At 58.7% G+C, this 15,161-nt stretch carries 13 protein-coding genes; 7 read left to right on the top strand and 6 right to left on the bottom strand.

The window, feature by feature from the left end:
* On the top strand, nucleotides 1-1,262 hold a 1,262-nt coding region (locus RTU96_RS03655), incomplete at its 5' end, for an ABC transporter ATP-binding protein (protein WP_312635013.1).
* 278 nt (nucleotides 1,263-1,540) lie between these two features.
* On the opposite strand, the gene nudC is transcribed toward RTU96_RS03655, so the two are convergent.
* From nudC to RTU96_RS03640, 3 genes are all read right to left on the bottom strand, one after another.
* Entirely contained in the window at nucleotides 1,541-2,380 is an 840-nt protein-coding gene (gene nudC / locus RTU96_RS03650) for an NAD(+) diphosphatase (RefSeq protein WP_312635012.1), read from the bottom strand.
* A gap of 41 nt (nucleotides 2,381-2,421) precedes the next feature.
* Nucleotides 2,422-2,904, bottom strand: a complete 483-nt coding sequence (locus RTU96_RS03645) for a DUF4330 family protein (protein ID WP_312635011.1) — start codon at nucleotides 2,902-2,904, stop codon at nucleotides 2,422-2,424.
* 135 nt (nucleotides 2,905-3,039) lie between these two features.
* Nucleotides 3,040-3,630: an N-acetyltransferase family protein gene (locus tag RTU96_RS03640; RefSeq protein ID WP_312635010.1), complete on the bottom strand. Its 591-nt coding sequence runs from the start codon at nucleotides 3,628-3,630 to the stop codon at nucleotides 3,040-3,042.
* Between the two features lie 120 nt (nucleotides 3,631-3,750).
* Between RTU96_RS03640 and csaB the strand changes: the two genes are divergently transcribed.
* Entirely contained in the window at nucleotides 3,751-5,976 is a 2,226-nt protein-coding gene (gene csaB / locus RTU96_RS03635) for a polysaccharide pyruvyl transferase CsaB (protein ID WP_312635009.1), read from the top strand.
* A gap of 99 nt (nucleotides 5,977-6,075) precedes the next feature.
* A complete protein-coding gene (locus tag RTU96_RS03630; RefSeq protein WP_312635008.1) occupies nucleotides 6,076-6,252 on the top strand; it encodes a DUF6774 domain-containing protein in 177 nt (58 codons plus the stop codon).
* 94 nt (nucleotides 6,253-6,346) lie between these two features.
* Here RTU96_RS03630 and RTU96_RS03625 read toward each other — a convergent pair whose 3' ends face one another.
* Nucleotides 6,347-7,915 carry a ClC family H(+)/Cl(-) exchange transporter gene (locus RTU96_RS03625; protein ID WP_312635007.1) on the bottom strand — a complete coding sequence of 523 codons (1,569 nt, stop codon included), beginning with the start codon at nucleotides 7,913-7,915 and terminating at the stop codon, nucleotides 6,347-6,349.
* Nucleotides 7,916-8,308: 393 nt separating this feature from the next.
* On the opposite strand from RTU96_RS03625, the gene serC reads away from it, so the two are divergent.
* Together serC and RTU96_RS03615 are read left to right on the top strand one after the other, a co-directional pair.
* Nucleotides 8,309-9,421, top strand: a complete 1,113-nt coding sequence (gene serC / locus RTU96_RS03620; RefSeq protein ID WP_312635006.1) for a 3-phosphoserine/phosphohydroxythreonine transaminase — start codon at nucleotides 8,309-8,311, stop codon at nucleotides 9,419-9,421.
* A gap of 103 nt (nucleotides 9,422-9,524) precedes the next feature.
* On the top strand, nucleotides 9,525-10,430 hold the full coding sequence (locus RTU96_RS03615) for an NAD(P)-dependent oxidoreductase (protein WP_312635005.1): 906 nt from the start codon (nucleotides 9,525-9,527) through the stop codon (nucleotides 10,428-10,430).
* Between the two features lie 226 nt (nucleotides 10,431-10,656).
* Here RTU96_RS03615 and RTU96_RS03610 read toward each other — a convergent pair whose 3' ends face one another.
* Nucleotides 10,657-11,121 carry a nucleoside deaminase gene (locus RTU96_RS03610; RefSeq protein ID WP_312635004.1) on the bottom strand — a complete coding sequence of 155 codons (465 nt, stop codon included), beginning with the start codon at nucleotides 11,119-11,121 and terminating at the stop codon, nucleotides 10,657-10,659.
* A 181-nt stretch (nucleotides 11,122-11,302) separates the two neighbouring features.
* Complete coding sequence (gene hydA / locus RTU96_RS03605) at nucleotides 11,303-12,679, bottom strand: dihydropyrimidinase (RefSeq protein ID WP_312635003.1); 1,377 nt, start codon at nucleotides 12,677-12,679, stop codon at nucleotides 11,303-11,305.
* An 84-nt stretch (nucleotides 12,680-12,763) separates the two neighbouring features.
* Here hydA and RTU96_RS03600 point away from each other — a divergent pair, with 84 nt between their 5' ends.
* Complete coding sequence (locus RTU96_RS03600) at nucleotides 12,764-13,015, top strand: hypothetical protein (RefSeq protein ID WP_312635002.1); 252 nt, start codon at nucleotides 12,764-12,766, stop codon at nucleotides 13,013-13,015.
* On the top strand, nucleotides 12,942-15,134 hold the full coding sequence (locus RTU96_RS03595) for a 5'-nucleotidase C-terminal domain-containing protein (RefSeq protein ID WP_312635000.1): 2,193 nt from the start codon (nucleotides 12,942-12,944) through the stop codon (nucleotides 15,132-15,134). The genes RTU96_RS03600 and RTU96_RS03595 overlap by 74 nt, the downstream gene beginning before the upstream one ends.
* Nucleotides 15,135-15,161: the final 27 nt, after the last annotated feature.

The following is a 15,161-nucleotide window of genomic DNA, read 5'->3' as shown; positions in this document are numbered from 1 at the left end:
AAAGCTTCACCGCGCAGCAAAAGGCCATCGGCGCGGTGAACGGCTATATTGAGGAGATGACCGAGGGCCAAAAGGTCATCAAAGTCTTCAACCACGAGTCCGCCGCAATCAAAGGCTTCCATGAGCGGAACGAAACCTACCGGCAGGCGGCCACCAACGCGCAGACCTTTGCCGGGGCCATGATGCCCGTAATGGGCAACCTCAGCTATTTAAACTATGCCGTCACCTGCATGGCGGGGGCGCTTTTGGCCATCCGCAGCGGCGATCTGGGAGGGCTTGCGGCCTTTTTGCAGTACACCCGGCAGGTGTCCCAGCCCGTCAGTCAGGTGTCCCAGCAGGTGAATGTCCTTCTGGCGGCGGTGGCGGGCGCGGAACGCATTTTCGAGGTCATGGAGACGGATCCGGAGAAAAATTCCGGCAAAGTTACCTTAGTCCGGGCAAAATGCCTTTCCGGAAACCGCATTGAGGAAACCGACATTGAAACCGGCGCATGGGCCTGGAAAAAACCCGATGGCACGCTGATTCCCGTCCGGGGTGACGTGCGGTTCGACCATGTGGTGTTTAGCTACGACGGGAGCAAGTCGGTATTAAACGGCATCTCCCTTTACGCCGAGCCGGGGCAGAAAATCGCGCTGGTCGGTTCCACCGGCGCGGGCAAAACCACCATTACAAACCTCATTAACCGGTTTTACGAGATTGACGACGGAACCATCACCTACGACGGCATCGACATCCGGGACATTGAAAAGGACTCCCTGCGCAAATCCCTTGGCGTTGTTTTGCAGGACACCCACCTGTTCAGCGGCACCGTGGCGGACAACATCCGGTATGGCAGGCTGGACGCCACGGACGAGGAGGTGGAAGCCGCGGCAAAGCTTGCAAACGCTGACGGCTTTATCCGCCACCTGCCGCAGGGCTACGCAACCGTCCTTTCCGGGGACGGCGGCAGTCTCAGTCAGGGCGAGCGGCAGCTTTTGAACATCGCACGAGCGGCGCTGTCCAACCCGCCGGTGCTGATTCTGGACGAAGCCACCAGTTCCATCGACACCCGGACGGAAAAGCTCATTGAAAAGGGCATGGACCAGTTGATGGCGGGGCGCACCGTGTTTGTCATCGCCCACCGTCTTTCCACCGTCCGCAACTCTCAGGCCATTCTGGTGCTGGAACAGGGCGAAATCATTGAGCGGGGCGGACACAACGATCTGCTGGACCAGAAGGGCCGCTACTACCGGCTCTACACCGGTCAGGCGGAGTTGGCCTAAGAAAGCTTTTAAGATAATTTCAGTCCCATTTCGGCACAAAGCTAAAAAAGCAGGAGCGTCTCTCCCGGAGAGACGCTCCTGTTCCTTTTTTAACACCCCGCACCGACGTGGGCAGGTTTTTGGGAACAGCGTTTTTGCCGCTTCACGTTTTCATTGATCGCTTTATGTAGGCTTTTGGCGCTCTTCGCCTGCTTTCACCGTTCTGCCTCACATTTGCGCCCCGCGTTTGCTTTGCGGAAAGAATATCCGAAAGCGCCTCCAAGGCAATGGCAGTCCCGTCAACGGGGGTCCTTTCCCAGACGGAACAGCTCTGTCATAGTGTGGGTCAAATCAATGGGGCCGTGGCTTTCGGGAATCTCCTCACGGCGCAGCCAGACGGCCTCCTTCACCTCCCGGGTATCCAGCGTGACGGTTTCGTCCCCGTCCAGCTCCGCCCAGAAGCCCACCATCTGGTTGCCCGCAAAGCCCCAGGGCTGGTCGGCATGGTACCGCACATTTTTCACCCGCAGGCCCACTTCCTCCATGACCTCCCGGCGGGCGGTCTCAGCCATGGTTTCCCCAATCTCGGTAAACCCGGCAATCAGGGCATACTGCGCCACCATGGGCCGGTCGGCATAGCGGATCAGCAGCAGCTTATCCCCGTTTCGCACGGCCACCACCACCGCAGGGTTGATGCGGGGATAGACCAGCGCACCGCAATCGGAGCAGCGCATGGCCCGTTCCTTGTCGTCCCGGACCGTGGGCGCACCGCAGAAGCCACAGAAGCGATTGGAGCGGTACCAGTTTGCAAGGTGCATCGCCGTGGCCCCCACAAGACGGAGAAACGGCGGCTCCATGCGGCGAAACGCCGACGTGGGCGTCGCCCGCAGCCCGGCGCAAACGCCCTCGGGCGGCTCCTCCAGCAGGTAAAATCGCTGCTCGTCCACGGAGAAGAGATAGATCAGCTTCTCCTCCTCCGCACCCAACGCCAGCACCTCCGCCACCGTGGGAAAGCCTCCCGCCTCCGTCAGCAGCACGGATCCCTTGTAAAACAAAACCGCCGAATCGCCGCCGGATGGCGGCAGGGGCGGAACCTTAAATTCATTGTGAAAGCTGTGGGGCGCGATATCCTGAAGCATGAAAACATCCCCCTGTTATAGCCTTCGGTTCTTTCCGAAGCTTACTCACCCCACGTCACGTCCACAATGGTGACTTCACTGAACTCAATGTACTCACTTTTCAGCACGTAATCTGTCTTTCCCACCCGGACCTCCTGATCGCCCACCTTGGTGGTCTGGACCGCCGCGTCCGGCACGTTGATGCTGGCCGTGAAGTAGAGATTCTTATGATAGGGGTCCTCCACCCAGTTTCCGTTTTCGTCCAGCGCATAGTAAGGCTCCTGCTCAACGGAATCAATCTGCCCATCCAGCAGCTTCCCGGAGGCCATCAGTCTGGAAGGGATGTGCTCCAGAGAATTTTCATAGAGGGCGTTGTCCACCCCCTCGGCCTTGACCACGTAGGTCACACGGACCGTTTTGGCCTCCCCGCCGGAACTGCCGCTGCCGCGGCTGATTAGCTTGCTTCCCACAAACACTGCCACCGCCAGAAGCAAAAGGACCGCAATCACGTCGATCACGTTAAATTTCTTTTTGGACCGCTCCATCTGTCAACCTCCAAGTAAATTGTGTTTTCCGGCTTGGGCTTGTCCGTGCCGGACCGCGCCCCAGCGCGGGTTTTCAAATAAACGCGGGACTTTGGCGGGCCGCTTTTGCCGCGCCGATAACCCGCCGCATGGAAATCAGAGATACGAAAAATTCTCCGCGTCAAAGGGCTTCACCGCAGGCTGGTCTGCAATGTGGGAGCCGAGGTGCTTTTCCATAAACACCGAGTCATACCAGCGGCCAAACTTATAGCCGCACTGGGAAAAATGCCCCACCAGCTTGTATCCCAGCCGCTGGTGAAACTCCACGCTGTCCCGGGTCAAATGCGGGTCCTCTCCGGCGGGATAGGCAATGGAGGCGTAGAGATTTAAAATATTCTGGGCCGCCAGCGCCTGCTCCAGCGCGTCGTAAAGCCGCTTTCCAAGGCCCCGGCGCTTCGCCTTCTCCGCGATATACACCGTGGTTTCCACCGCCCAGCCATAGGCCGCCCGCTCATGAAACGCATGGGCGTAGGCATAGCCCAGAATTTCGCCGTCCTCCTCCGCCACGAGGTAAGGATACCGCTTCAGAATTTCTTCAATGCGCCCGGCAAACTCCCTGACGCTAGGCACGTCATATTCAAAGGTAATGGCCGTCTTTTCCACGTAGGGCGCATATATGCGCACGAGCGCCTCCGCGTCCTCCGGGGTAGCCACTCTGATCTTACAATTTTTACGGTCATTTTCCATCAATGCGCCTCCGTTCGTCTCTTGCTCCTTGCTTTCGAACCTTGGCTATTGTATAATATTTTTCGAGTTTGTACAAGAGGGATTTCACGCCCACGGGCGTTTTTCAAAAGAGGGAGCGCTATGAAAGTCATCCATCTCATCAGCGGCGGCGATTCCGGCGGGGCCAAAACCCACGTTCTGAGTCTTCTGCGCCATCTGAACGAAACCATCACGGCCCAGTTGGTCTGCTTCCGGGACGGGCCCTTCGCAGAAGAGGCCCGGGCGCTTGGGATTCCCACGGAGATTATGTCGGGAAACCATATCCTGCGCATCCGCAACCGCCTGACGCAGTACATCCGCGAGGGCGGGTATCAGGTCATCCACTGCCATGGAGCCAGAGCCAATCTTCTGGGGGCCATGCTTCGCAGAACCACCGGCCTTCCCGTCTGCTCCACGGTCCACAGCGACTATAAGCTGGACTACATGGGCAGACCCTTCAGCCGTCTCACCTTCGGCAATATCAACGCCCGGGCGCTGCGGACGCTGGACTATCGCATCGGCGTGTCCGACGCGATGGTGGACCTGCTGATTCGCCGGGGCTTCCCTCCCGACAGATTTTTCACCATTTACAACGGCATAGACTTCACCCCCGCCCCGCCGCAGGGGGATCGGCTTCCCTATCTGCGGGAGCTGGGCCTTGCCGCGGAGGAGGATAGCGTGGTGGTGGGCATCGCCGCCCGGTTGAACCCTGTAAAGGACATCTCCACGCTGGTGCGGGGCTTTGCAAAGGCCCACGCAAAGTGCGGCCGGCTGCGCCTGCTAATCGCAGGAGACGGCGAGGAGCGGCAAAAGCTGGAGGCTTTGGCGGACGAGCTGGGCGTTGGAGGGCAGGTGTGCTTTGCAGGATGGATTTCCGGCGGCATGGACCGGTTTTACAGCGCTTTGGACGTCAATGCCCTCACCTCCGTGTCTGAAACGTTTCCCTATGCCCTGACGGAGGGCGCTCGGTTTCACTTGGCCACCGTGGCCACCGCCGTGGGCGGCATTCCCGCCCTCATCGACACGGACGTAAACGGCTATCTTTTCACGCCCGGCGACGACGAGGCCCTTGGCGCGGCGCTGGCCTCTCTGGCGGAGAACGACGATCTGCGCCGGGACATGGGCGAACGGCTGTATGAAAAGGCGTCCACCCAGTTTTCCATTCAGAAAACGGTGGATACCCAGCTCCACATTTACGGGGAGATTATCCGCCGCCACAACCGCCCCAAAGCGGGCCGTGACGGAGTGGTCATCTGCGGAGCCTACGGACGGGGCAACGCCGGGGACGACGCGATTCTGGAGGCCATTTTGCAGGAGATGCGAGCCATCGACCCGGATATGCCGGTGCTGGTTTTGAGTAAAAACCCCGCGGAAACCCGCCTTGCTTACCGGGTCCCGGCAGTACAGCGGTTTAACTATCCCGCCTGGCGCGCCGCCATGCATCACAGCAAGCTGTATATCAACGGCGGAGGCAGCCTGATTCAGGACGTGACCTCCCGCCGGTCCCTGTGGTTTTACCTGCACAACATCGCCTCCGCTAAGCGACTGGGCTGCAAGGTGCAGATGTATGGCTGTGGCATCGGCCCCGTCTCCCGCCCCAGCCACCGGAAGATGGCGGCAAAGGTGCTGAACGCCTCCGTGGACGTGATCACGCTGCGGGAGCCGGACTCTCAGGCGGAGCTTGCGTCCATGGGCGTGACGGGTCCCGTGATTCTTCTCACCGCCGACCCGGCCCTGACTTTGCACTGCGCTCCCCCTGAGAGGACGGACAGCGTGCTTTTGCAGGCAGGGATTCCCACGGACGGGCGGTATATCTGCTTTGCCCTGCGTCGGTGGAAGGGCTTTGAGGAAAAAGCCCCCGTTTTTGCCGCCGCCGCAGAGTATGCCTACAATCGCCACGGGCTGACTCCGGTATTTTTAGCGGTGGAAACCCATCAGGACCCTCTGGCCGCGGCACTGGCCGCGCAGGGCCTTACGGTACCCCACTATTTCCTCAACGACGCGGGCCGGGCCGACACCATCATCGGCGCCCTCTCCCGGATGCAGGTGGTGGTGTCCATGCGGCTCCACGCGCTGATTTTTGCCGCCGGACAGGGAATTCCCCTTGTGGGCGTGGTATACGATCCCAAGGTTTCTTCCTTCCTGCGCTATATCGGGCAGGACCTGTTTGTAGATCTGGATGAAGCGTCCTCCGGGCCGCTGTGCGCCATGATTGACAAGGCCGTGGAGCGGACAGAGCGTCCGGGCGAGCAGGAGGCCGCCGTGGCCCGGCTCCGGGAGATGGAGCATCGGAACGTGAAGGCTGCAAAGCGCCTGATGGGCGTTTAAACGGCGGACAATCCGCAAAAGGCGCGGTTTCCGGCCCGAAAAAGGCGTTTCCAGTGCTGGAAGCCACGTTTTTTTCATACCCTGCATCAGGGTGATGTTATGAATCAAAACTGCTCCGACCCGCTGCCCCTGACCACGGCAATCAACTCTTTGGCGGTGTGCATGGCCGGGTCCCTGAACGACGACGAGTTGGCTTTCTGCGCCGCAGTGCTGACCCAGCTTGGGGATACCTTGGGCACCATTGCGGCCCAGCGGGCGCTGTGCGGCAGTTCCTGACCCCCGTCGGCAAAACAAACGCCCTTCGTACAAATTTGTACGAAGGGCGTTTTTCTCACGGTCAGGGCCACGCGTTTCGACCGGGTCCCGTTTTTCAAAACTTCTCGTGGCAAAGGTCGGTAACAGCGGCGCGGACCTCTTTCTCCTGCCCCTGGGGATAGAGCACCACAAGGTAGTCTCCAGGAAGCAGCGTGGTTTCGCCCCGGGGGATCATGTCCCGGTTGCCCCTGAGGAGACTGACTATCAGCGTGCCCGCAGGCCAGCCGATCTCGTCAATCCGCCGCCCCGCCGCGCAGCAGCCCAGCTCCACAGGAATCTCCATCAGGTCTTTCCCCTCTGGGGCTGCGGCGGTCTCGGCTTTGCGCTCCTTCGCCACAGACCGGTTTAACAGCGCCTCGTAAATCGGCTCCACCTTCATGAGGTCAGAAACCAACAGCGCGGCAAACGCGCAGGCGGCCACCGGCAGCATATGTACCAAGGTTCCGGTCATCTCCACCGTAAGCAAAATGGCTGTGATGGGGGCCTTCACCGCCGCAGCCATCGCCGCCGTCATGGCGCACACGGCGAAATCCGGGATATATTGCGCGGGAAACAGCCCCAGCTCCACGCAAGCGATGCCGAACACGCTTCCCGTCAGGGTCCCCACCGCCAGAATGGGCATAAAAATACCGCCGGGAACGCCGCTGCCGAAGCTGGCGCAGGTAAATAAAAACTTCACCGCCAGCAAAACAAGCAGCAACGATATGCCGCCGGTGGCGGTTTGAGCAAACTCAATCAAGTCACGCCCGCCGCCCAGCGTCAGCGGCAGAAACAGTCCGCATGGGATGGACAGCAGCATCACCGCAGCAGGCCTCCACCGCGCGGGCAGCAGCTTTCCGTACAGCGGGCCTGCGGCCAGCAGCGCCCTGTTGAGAAGTCCTCCCACAACCCCCGTCAGCGCCCCCAGCGGAAGCATCCAGAAATACATTTGAATCGGCATCTGGGGAATCTGGGTGAAATGCAGCTCCGGCGTCAGCCCGAAAAAGTATTTTGAAACAAAGTCGGCAACCAGCGACGCGGCGGTTGCCGTGAGCATAATGGCGGGGGAGAAATTACGGTGTACCTCCTCCAGCGCGAAAATTACACCGGACAACGGCGCGTTGAACGCGGCGGCAAGGCCCGCGGCGGCGCCGCCGGTGATGAGATAATTCTCCTCCACCTTGCTTCTGCCCAAAAGACCGGACACCGCCTTGGCGCTCGCGGCACCAATCTGAATGGAAGGCCCCTCCCTCCCGAGAGAAAGGCCGAAGAGGCCGCACAGTCCCCCGGCCACAAACCGCACCGCCAGAACAGAGCGCCACTTCAGCTCCATACCCAGCAGCACCGCCCCCTCCACCTGCGGGATTCCGCTTCCGGCGGCGGACGGCTCCAGCTTTACAAGCCAGGCAACTGCAAGCCCTGCTATCACGGCCCCCAGCGCCCACGGAATCAAAAACACAGGGTGCTCCCGAAAATAGGCATAGCACGCCACGGCAAAGGCGGTCCCGTGCTCAATCAAAAGACGGTACAGCACCGTAATCAGCCCCGCCGCCGCGCCGGTGAGCAGCGCCTTGACCGCGATGCCCCATTTCAGGCGGTTGAAGTCGGATAAAAACCGATAAAATTTTGTTCTCTGTTCACTCATTGTCAAAATCCCCTGCTTTGATTCTATTAAAAAACAGCTACTTACAGTATAGCACATGTTAAGATATCTTAACAAGGCCGCTTGCATCAAAAATCTGCCGAATGGAAAAAGGCCCTGTGCAAAAATATCGTGAAAACTGTTATTCTATAAATTTCGGAGAAATATGCGTACGAGATAGCGGCATCAGACGGTCTTCCTTCCCACCTGTCTCCAATATGGGCAAATATATAGAATACGTAATCGTTTTTGGGCTTTTTCCATAAAAACTCCTTGGTTTTTTAGCTTCTGCAATCTTCCCCTTTACGGTTGAATATTCCTCTAAAGCATCGTATACTGTACGTCAGATGTATGTCAGATTTAAAATGGCATATCTGGATTTGAAAACGCGATAATATGAATAATATGGAGGATCAGATGATGAAGTACGGACGTACCTACAATTTTTCCGCCGGCCCCGCTATGATGCCGGAAGCGGTTCTGGAGGAGATCGCCGCCGAAATGATGAACTACCGCGGCAGCGGCATGTGCGTCATGGAGATGAGCCACCGGTCCAAGGTTTTTGAGGAAATTCTGGCCGCTGCCAAGGACGACCTGAAGAAGCTGATGGGCATTCCCGACAACTATAAGATTCTGTTTGTGCAGGGCGGCGGCACGCTGCAGTTTGCCATGGTGGCCATGAACCTGCTCAAGGGTGGCGTGGGCTGCTATGTGGAAACCGGCGCCTGGTCCAAAAAAGCGATTTCCGAAGCCAAGAAATTTGGCGAGGTGAAGGTGGTTGCCTCCTCCTCCGACAAGAACTTCTCCTATGTGCCGGACTGCTCCGATCTGGACATTCCCGACAATGCGGACTATGTTTATATCTGCGAGAACGAAACCATCAACGGCCTCACCTATAGCAAGCTGCCCAACACCAAGGGCAAGGTTCTGGTGTCCGACCAGTCCTCCATGTTCCTCTCCCGCCCCTGCAATGTGGCCGATTACGGCATGATCTGGGCCGGCGTGCAGAAAAACGTGGGTCCCGCCGGCATGGCCGTGGTCATCATCCGTGAGGATTTGATCCGCGACGATCTGGATTCCAAGGTTCCCACCTATCTCAGCTACAAGACCCACGCCGACAACGACTCCCTGTACAACACCCCCAACTGCTGGGCCATTTACTGCTGCGGCAAGGTCTTCAACTACCTGCTGAAAAACGGCGGGCTGGAGGCCATGGAGCAGCGCAATCAGGAGAAGGCCAAGGTGCTGTACGATTATCTGGACCAGAGCAAGCTGTTCACCGCTCCCGTTGAGAAGGCGGACCGCTCCCTCATGAACGTGCCCTTCGTCTCTCCCAGCAAGGAGCAGGACGCCGCCGTGGTGGCCGCCAGCAAGGCCGCAGGCTTTGACAATCTGAAGGGCCACAAGTCCGTTGGCGGTCTGCGGGCCTCCATCTACAACGCCATGCCCAAGGAGGGCGTCGAGGCGCTGGTGGACTTCCTGAAGAAGTACGAGCAGGAGAACGCCTGATTCACACAGCCGGGTATCCATCCCCCAATGGATATGTGCTTTTCCGACGAAATGGCGCCCCTGGGGTGCGCCGGAAAATTGATGAAAAGGGGACTGTGAAAATATGAGAGTCTTAGTAACCGACGGCATGGACGCAGGCGCCATTGCGCAGCTGCGCGGCGACGGCTTTGAGGTTGTGGAGCAGTTTTATGAGCCCGATCAGTTGGGTACAGCCCTGCGGGAGTTTGACATTGTGGTAATCCGCAGCGCCACCAAGATTAAGGAGCCTCAGATTGACGCTGCCAAGGATAGCCAGCTCAAGCTGATTATCCGCGCCGGTGTGGGCGTGGACAACATCGCCGTGAAATACGCCGAGGCGGCAGGCATTAAGGTGATGAACACCCCCCGCGCTTCCTCCAACGCCGTGGCAGAGCTTGCCATTGCACTGCTGTTTGCCTGCGCCCGCAGCCTTTCCGTGGCGGGCCACACCATGCGAGAGCAGAAGTGGGAGAAGAAGGCCTATTCCAAGGGCTTTGAGCTTCAGGGCAAGACCATGGGCGTTGTGGGCTACGGCCGCATCGGCCGCCTGATCGGCGAAAAGGCCCAGGCTCTGGGCATGAACGTGCTGTCCTCCGTCCACCGTAACAAGCCCGAGGGCTGCGAGGGCGAAACCATGCACTTTGTCTCCATGGAGGAGTTGATTTCCCAGTCCGACGTGATTGCCCTCAGCGCCCCCGCTGGTGACAAGCCTCTGGTGGACGCGGAGAGCATTGCCAAGATGAAGGACGGCGTGGTGATTATCAACACCTCTCGCGGCTCCAACATCGACGAGGCCGCTCTGCTGGACGCGCTGAACTCCGGCAAAGTGAAGGCGGCGGGCCTTGACGTGTGGATGGACGAAAAGAACCCCAATTGGGAGCTTGCGTCCCATCCGGCGGTTTCCTGCGCTCCCCATATCGGCGCGGGCACCAAGGAAGCCCAGAAGCGCATCGGCGCAGAGCTGGTGGACATCATCGAAAACTTTAAGTAAGCAGAATGTCATTTTCCGCTTTGCGGATATGCGTTTATCAAGCTTGAAACAAAAAGGCGGGCGTCCGGTAAATCCCGGACGTCCGCCTTTTTTCATAATACAGCTTAAAATCCCCGGGGAACCCACCCGACAGGGCGCTTCGCCCTGAATCAGCCTGACGGCAAGCTCTCTTGTCAAATTCTTATTAGACGCAAACCACCATCTCCCGTCAAATCTCAAGCAGCGCTTATCCCTTTGCGTGGCTTTTAAAATAGCTTTCCAGCACCGCAAGGCTCTCCTCCCGCAAAATGCCGGAGGTAACCTGCGGGCTGTGAAAGGAATTTTCAAAGACCATCCGGCTGCATTCGCAGCCATCATTGCCCAAAATACGCTCAAGGTCATCGTTACTCGCCCCATAGACCAGCCGTCCAAGCTTCACCCATACCATTGCCCCGCTGCACATAAAGCAGGGCTCGCAGCTTGAATACATGGTATACTCCGTCAAGTCCGTAATCCCGGTCTCCTCGCAAAACCGCCGGATCAGTCCGGCTTCTCCGTGGAAGGACGGGTCGTGCATCGTGTAAATCTGGTTTTCGTTCGTATACACAACTTCTCCGTTTTTGACCAGCACCGCGCCAAACGGCTCGTTTCCGTGTTCCACCGCCAGCCGGGAAAGCTCGATTGCCCGCTTCATAAAAACATTGTCGTTCACGCTGTTCGCCTCCTGAATGTTGGTTTGCCGATGGATTGGGGCAGCTTTCGCTGCCGGATTTTCCTCGGCTTATTTTGCGGTCGGCTCCGGATACGAAAGTGCATCCGGAGCCGACCTTCTTTTTAGTTTCGTCTAAATCCTGTTGACAGTCACCCGCCCACAGGCGAAAGGCTCAAATTCATTAAAGGGAGTTCTTTCCCCGGGCCATGTATTTTCCATGAGGCTCCGCCACCAGAATTCTGCCAAGCTCCGCCATCAGTCTGCCCCGCAGATAGACCTGCGCGATGCCGCCGGAGGTGACAACCCCCTCGTAGGGAGAATATCCCGCCGCACTCACGCTGTCCTCCCCCCGGATAACATGGCTTGCGCCGGGGTCGTACACCACGATGTCCGCGTCGCTCCCCACTCGGATGGCGCCCTTGCGGGGATACAGTCCATACAGCTTGGCGGGGTTCTCGCTGAGCACCTGACACATGGTGGGCAGCGCAATTTTCTTCTTCTCCACACCAAAGGAATACAGCAGCTCTCCTCTGGCCTCCACGCCGGGAAGCCCGCCGGGAATCTTTGTGAAGTCCCCCCGGCCCACATCCTTCTGCTCCAGCGTGAACGCACAGTGATCGGTGGAGACGGTCTGAATCAGCCCCCGCTTCAACCCCCGCCACAAATATGTCTGCTCCTCCTTCGCCCGGATAGGCGGCGCACAGACATACCGCGCGGCGGCGGAGAAATTCTCGTTAAAATAAACGCTGTCGTCCAGCACCAAATACTGGGGGCAAGTCTCCACATAGACCTTCTGTCCCCGCTTGCGGGCGGCTTCCGCCTCCTCCAGCGCCTGACGGTTGGTGAGGTGCACAATAATCACCGGGCTGTCCGCCGCCTGCGCGATGCGCAAAAGACGGCTCACCGCCTCGGCCTCCAGATACGGGGGCCGGGTCTGGGGATGAGAGGCGGGAGACAGCTCTCCGAGGGCCTTTTTCTCGGCAATCATGGCGTCAATCACCCCGGCGTTTTCGCAGTGGAAGCCGCAGATGCCGCCCAGCCTCCGCAGGGCCTTCAGCGCGCTGTAAATCGCGCCGTCGCCAATCATCATGGCGGGATAGGTGAGATACATTTTAAACGACGAAATTCCCTGAGCAAACATGGCCGGAAGCTCCGCTTCCACGGAGGGGTTCCAATCGTCGATGGTCATGTGGAATCCGTAGTCGCAGAAGGCGCGGCCGTCGGCCTTTTTGTGCCACAAATCCAGCCCGTATTGCAGGGACTCTCCCTTGTTGGGGCACGCAAAGTCGATCACGGTGGTGGTGCCGCCGCGGATGGCGGCCCGGCTGCCGGAGGTAAAATCGTCCGCGGTGGTAGTGTTGGCCACGTCCAGGTCAAAGTGGGTGTGCGCATCGATAAAGCCGGGGAACAAGAGCATTCCCGACACGTCCACCACATTTTCTCCCGCAGCGGACAGTCCCCTGCCAACCTGAACAATCTTTTCTCCGTCGATCAGCACGTCCGCCCGGCGAACTCCCCGGCCTGACACCACGCCGCCGCCCTTGAGCAATGTTCTCATCCAAAATCCTCCCTTGCGTTTTGTCTTGATACGACCTCAGCATAGCATAGTTTTCTCCGGATTTCCAGATGTGCAGAGCTCCTGTTGCAAAATATTTTTGCTCCGAGACCCAGCTTCTTTTTTTCGCGCGGCCATTGGGCCGATCTGGCAAATTTTACGCCGATTTTGCGTTTTCCTCTTTCTTTTTTTCCCGGTGCGGGTTATACTGATCTCAATATAAAGCACGGTTTCCGCCGCGCTTTTAAAATGAAGGAGGTAAAAGATGAGAAAGGCAATTTCCCTGTTGCTGGCTGTGATGACAGCCATGTCTTTGACCACGCTCAGCTTCGCCGCTGAATCCCCCGCCACGGCGGACAAGGGCGACATTGTAGTGCTGTACACCAACGACGTTCACTGCGGTGTGGACGACAATATCGGCTACGCAGGCTTCGCGGCCTACGCCGCCGAGATGCGCAAGGCCACCGACAACGTGACCCTTGTGGACGTGGGCGACGCGGTGCAGGGCGCGGCTCTGGGCACCCTGTCCAAGGGCGAATACATCGTGGATATCATGAATCAGGTAGGCTACGATGTGGCTATCCCCGGCAACCACGAGTTTGACTACGGGATGGATCAGTTTTTTAACCTTTCCAAGGCCCTGAAGAGCGGCTATATCTGCGCCAACTTTATGGACCTGCGGACCAATAAGCCCGTGTTCGATGCGTACAAGATGGTCACCTACGGTGACACCAAGGTGGCCTATGTGGGCATCGCCACGCCCGAGTCCATCACCAAGTCCACCCCCACCTACTTCCAGGACAACACCGGCAAGTACATCTACGGCTTCTGCGCCGGCAACAACGGCAAGGAGCTTTACAACGCCGTGCAGTCCGCTGTTGATTCCGCCAAGACCGCAGGCGCGGACTATGTCATCGCTGTGGGCCATCTTGGCGACGACGCGCAGAGTGCTCCCTGGCGCTCCGCCGACGTGATTGCCAATGTCTCCGGCCTGACCGCCTTCCTCGACGGCCATGCCCACAGCACCATCCCCTCTCAGAAGGTCGCGGATAAGGACGGCAAGACCGTTCTTCTCACCTCCACCGGCACGAAGCTTGCCGCCATCGGCAAGCTGGTCATCAAATCCAGCGGGTCTGTTTCCACCGAACTGGTGACGGACTATACCGCCAAGGATTCCACCGTTGACACCTTTGTCAAAGGAATTCAGGCCAAAAACGACGCGCTGCTGAACAAGGTGGTTGCCAAAACCTCCGTTGATCTCACCACGTTGGAATCCGACGGCAAGACCCGCGCCATCCGCAATCAGGAAACCAATCTGGGCGATCTGGTTGCCGACGCTTACCGCGACGCGGCGGGCGCAGACGTAGCCATTGTCAATGGCGGCGGCATCCGTGCCGACATCAAGGCAGGCAGCATCACCTATGGGCAGATCATCGCCGTGCATCCCTTCGGCAACGAGCTGCGGATGGTGGAGGCCACCGGAGCGCAGATTCTGGACGCGCTGGAAATGGCCGCCCGCACCACTCCCGATGAAAACGGCGGCTTCCTTCAGGTTTCCGGCCTGACCTACACCATCGACACCAGCGTTCCCTCCACCGTGAAGACCGACGACAACAAGATGTTCGTCTCCGTCACCGGCGCACGGCGGGTCAAGGACGTAAAGGTCGGCGGCGTGGACATCGTGGCCACCAAGACCTACAAGCTGGCTTCCCACAACTATATGCTGGAGGACGCGGGCGACGGCCTGAATATGTTCCAGAAGTGCAAGACTCTCAGCGTTCCCGCCATGCTGGACAATGAAATTCTGATTAACTACATCACCGGCACTTTGAAGGGCACCGTTCCCGCCGAGTATTCCAAGGCACAGGGCCGCATCACCGTGACCGGCGCGGTCATGCCCTTCACCGACGTGGCGTCCAACGCGTATTACTACGACGCGGTTCTCTTCTCCATTGAAAAGGGTCTGATTCCCGGCACCACAGCAACCGCTTTCAGCCCCAACGTCACCATGACCCGGGGCGACGTGGTGCTGGCCCTGTGGAATCTGGCTGGCAAGCCCTCTGCCAAGGCGAACCCCGCCTTTACCGACGTGGACTTTGCCACCGATTTGGGCAAGGCTGTGGCTTGGGCCAACGAGAACAGCATTGTCAACGGCAAGACCGAAACCACCTTCGTCTCCGGTGACTCCGTGAGCCGCCAGCAGTTTGCGGCGTTTATGTTCCGCTATGCGGAGGCTCTGGGGTACAGTGTCAGCGTCGGCGGCAGTTTGGGCGCATTTACTGATGCCCAGCAAATTGCTTCTTACGCCACCAAGGCGCTGGTCTGGGCCAACGGCAACAGCCTCATCAACGGATTTAACGACAACACCATCCGTCCTTTTGCCACCGCCACCCGCGGCCAGTCCGCAGCAATTATCTATCGCTTTGCTTCCACCCTGACCGCCGCCAAGACGGCCTGAGTTTCACAGCTAATTGTTTAAAAGGCC

This window comes from Oscillibacter sp., from assembly GCF_032018205.1.
Taxonomy (GTDB): domain Bacteria; phylum Bacillota; class Clostridia; order Oscillospirales; family Oscillospiraceae; genus Oscillibacter.
Note: the sequence above shows the minus strand (reverse complement) of the source record. Positions and strands in the feature narration are given on the sequence as shown.

What these genes read in the sequence shown, in the direction of transcription:
- serC (WP_312635006.1), top strand. Translation starts at nt 8,309, where the DNA reads ATGAATAATATGGAGGATCAGATGATGAAGTACGGACGTACCTACAAT.
- csaB (WP_312635009.1), top strand. Translation starts at nt 3,751, where the DNA reads ATGAAAGTCATCCATCTCATCAGCGGCGGCGATTCCGGCGGGGCCAAA.
- RTU96_RS03615 (WP_312635005.1), top strand. Translation starts at nt 9,525, where the DNA reads ATGAGAGTCTTAGTAACCGACGGCATGGACGCAGGCGCCATTGCGCAG.
- RTU96_RS03595 (WP_312635000.1), top strand. Translation starts at nt 12,942, where the DNA reads ATGAGAAAGGCAATTTCCCTGTTGCTGGCTGTGATGACAGCCATGTCT.
- RTU96_RS03630 (WP_312635008.1), top strand. Translation starts at nt 6,076, where the DNA reads ATGAATCAAAACTGCTCCGACCCGCTGCCCCTGACCACGGCAATCAAC.
- hydA (WP_312635003.1), bottom strand. Translation starts at nt 12,679, where the DNA reads ATGAGAACATTGCTCAAGGGCGGCGGCGTGGTGTCAGGCCGGGGAGTT.
- nudC (WP_312635012.1), bottom strand. Translation starts at nt 2,380, where the DNA reads ATGCTTCAGGATATCGCGCCCCACAGCTTTCACAATGAATTTAAGGTT.
- RTU96_RS03640 (WP_312635010.1), bottom strand. Translation starts at nt 3,630, where the DNA reads ATGGAAAATGACCGTAAAAATTGTAAGATCAGAGTGGCTACCCCGGAG.
- RTU96_RS03625 (WP_312635007.1), bottom strand. Translation starts at nt 7,915, where the DNA reads ATGAGTGAACAGAGAACAAAATTTTATCGGTTTTTATCCGACTTCAAC.
- RTU96_RS03645 (WP_312635011.1), bottom strand. Translation starts at nt 2,904, where the DNA reads ATGGAGCGGTCCAAAAAGAAATTTAACGTGATCGACGTGATTGCGGTC.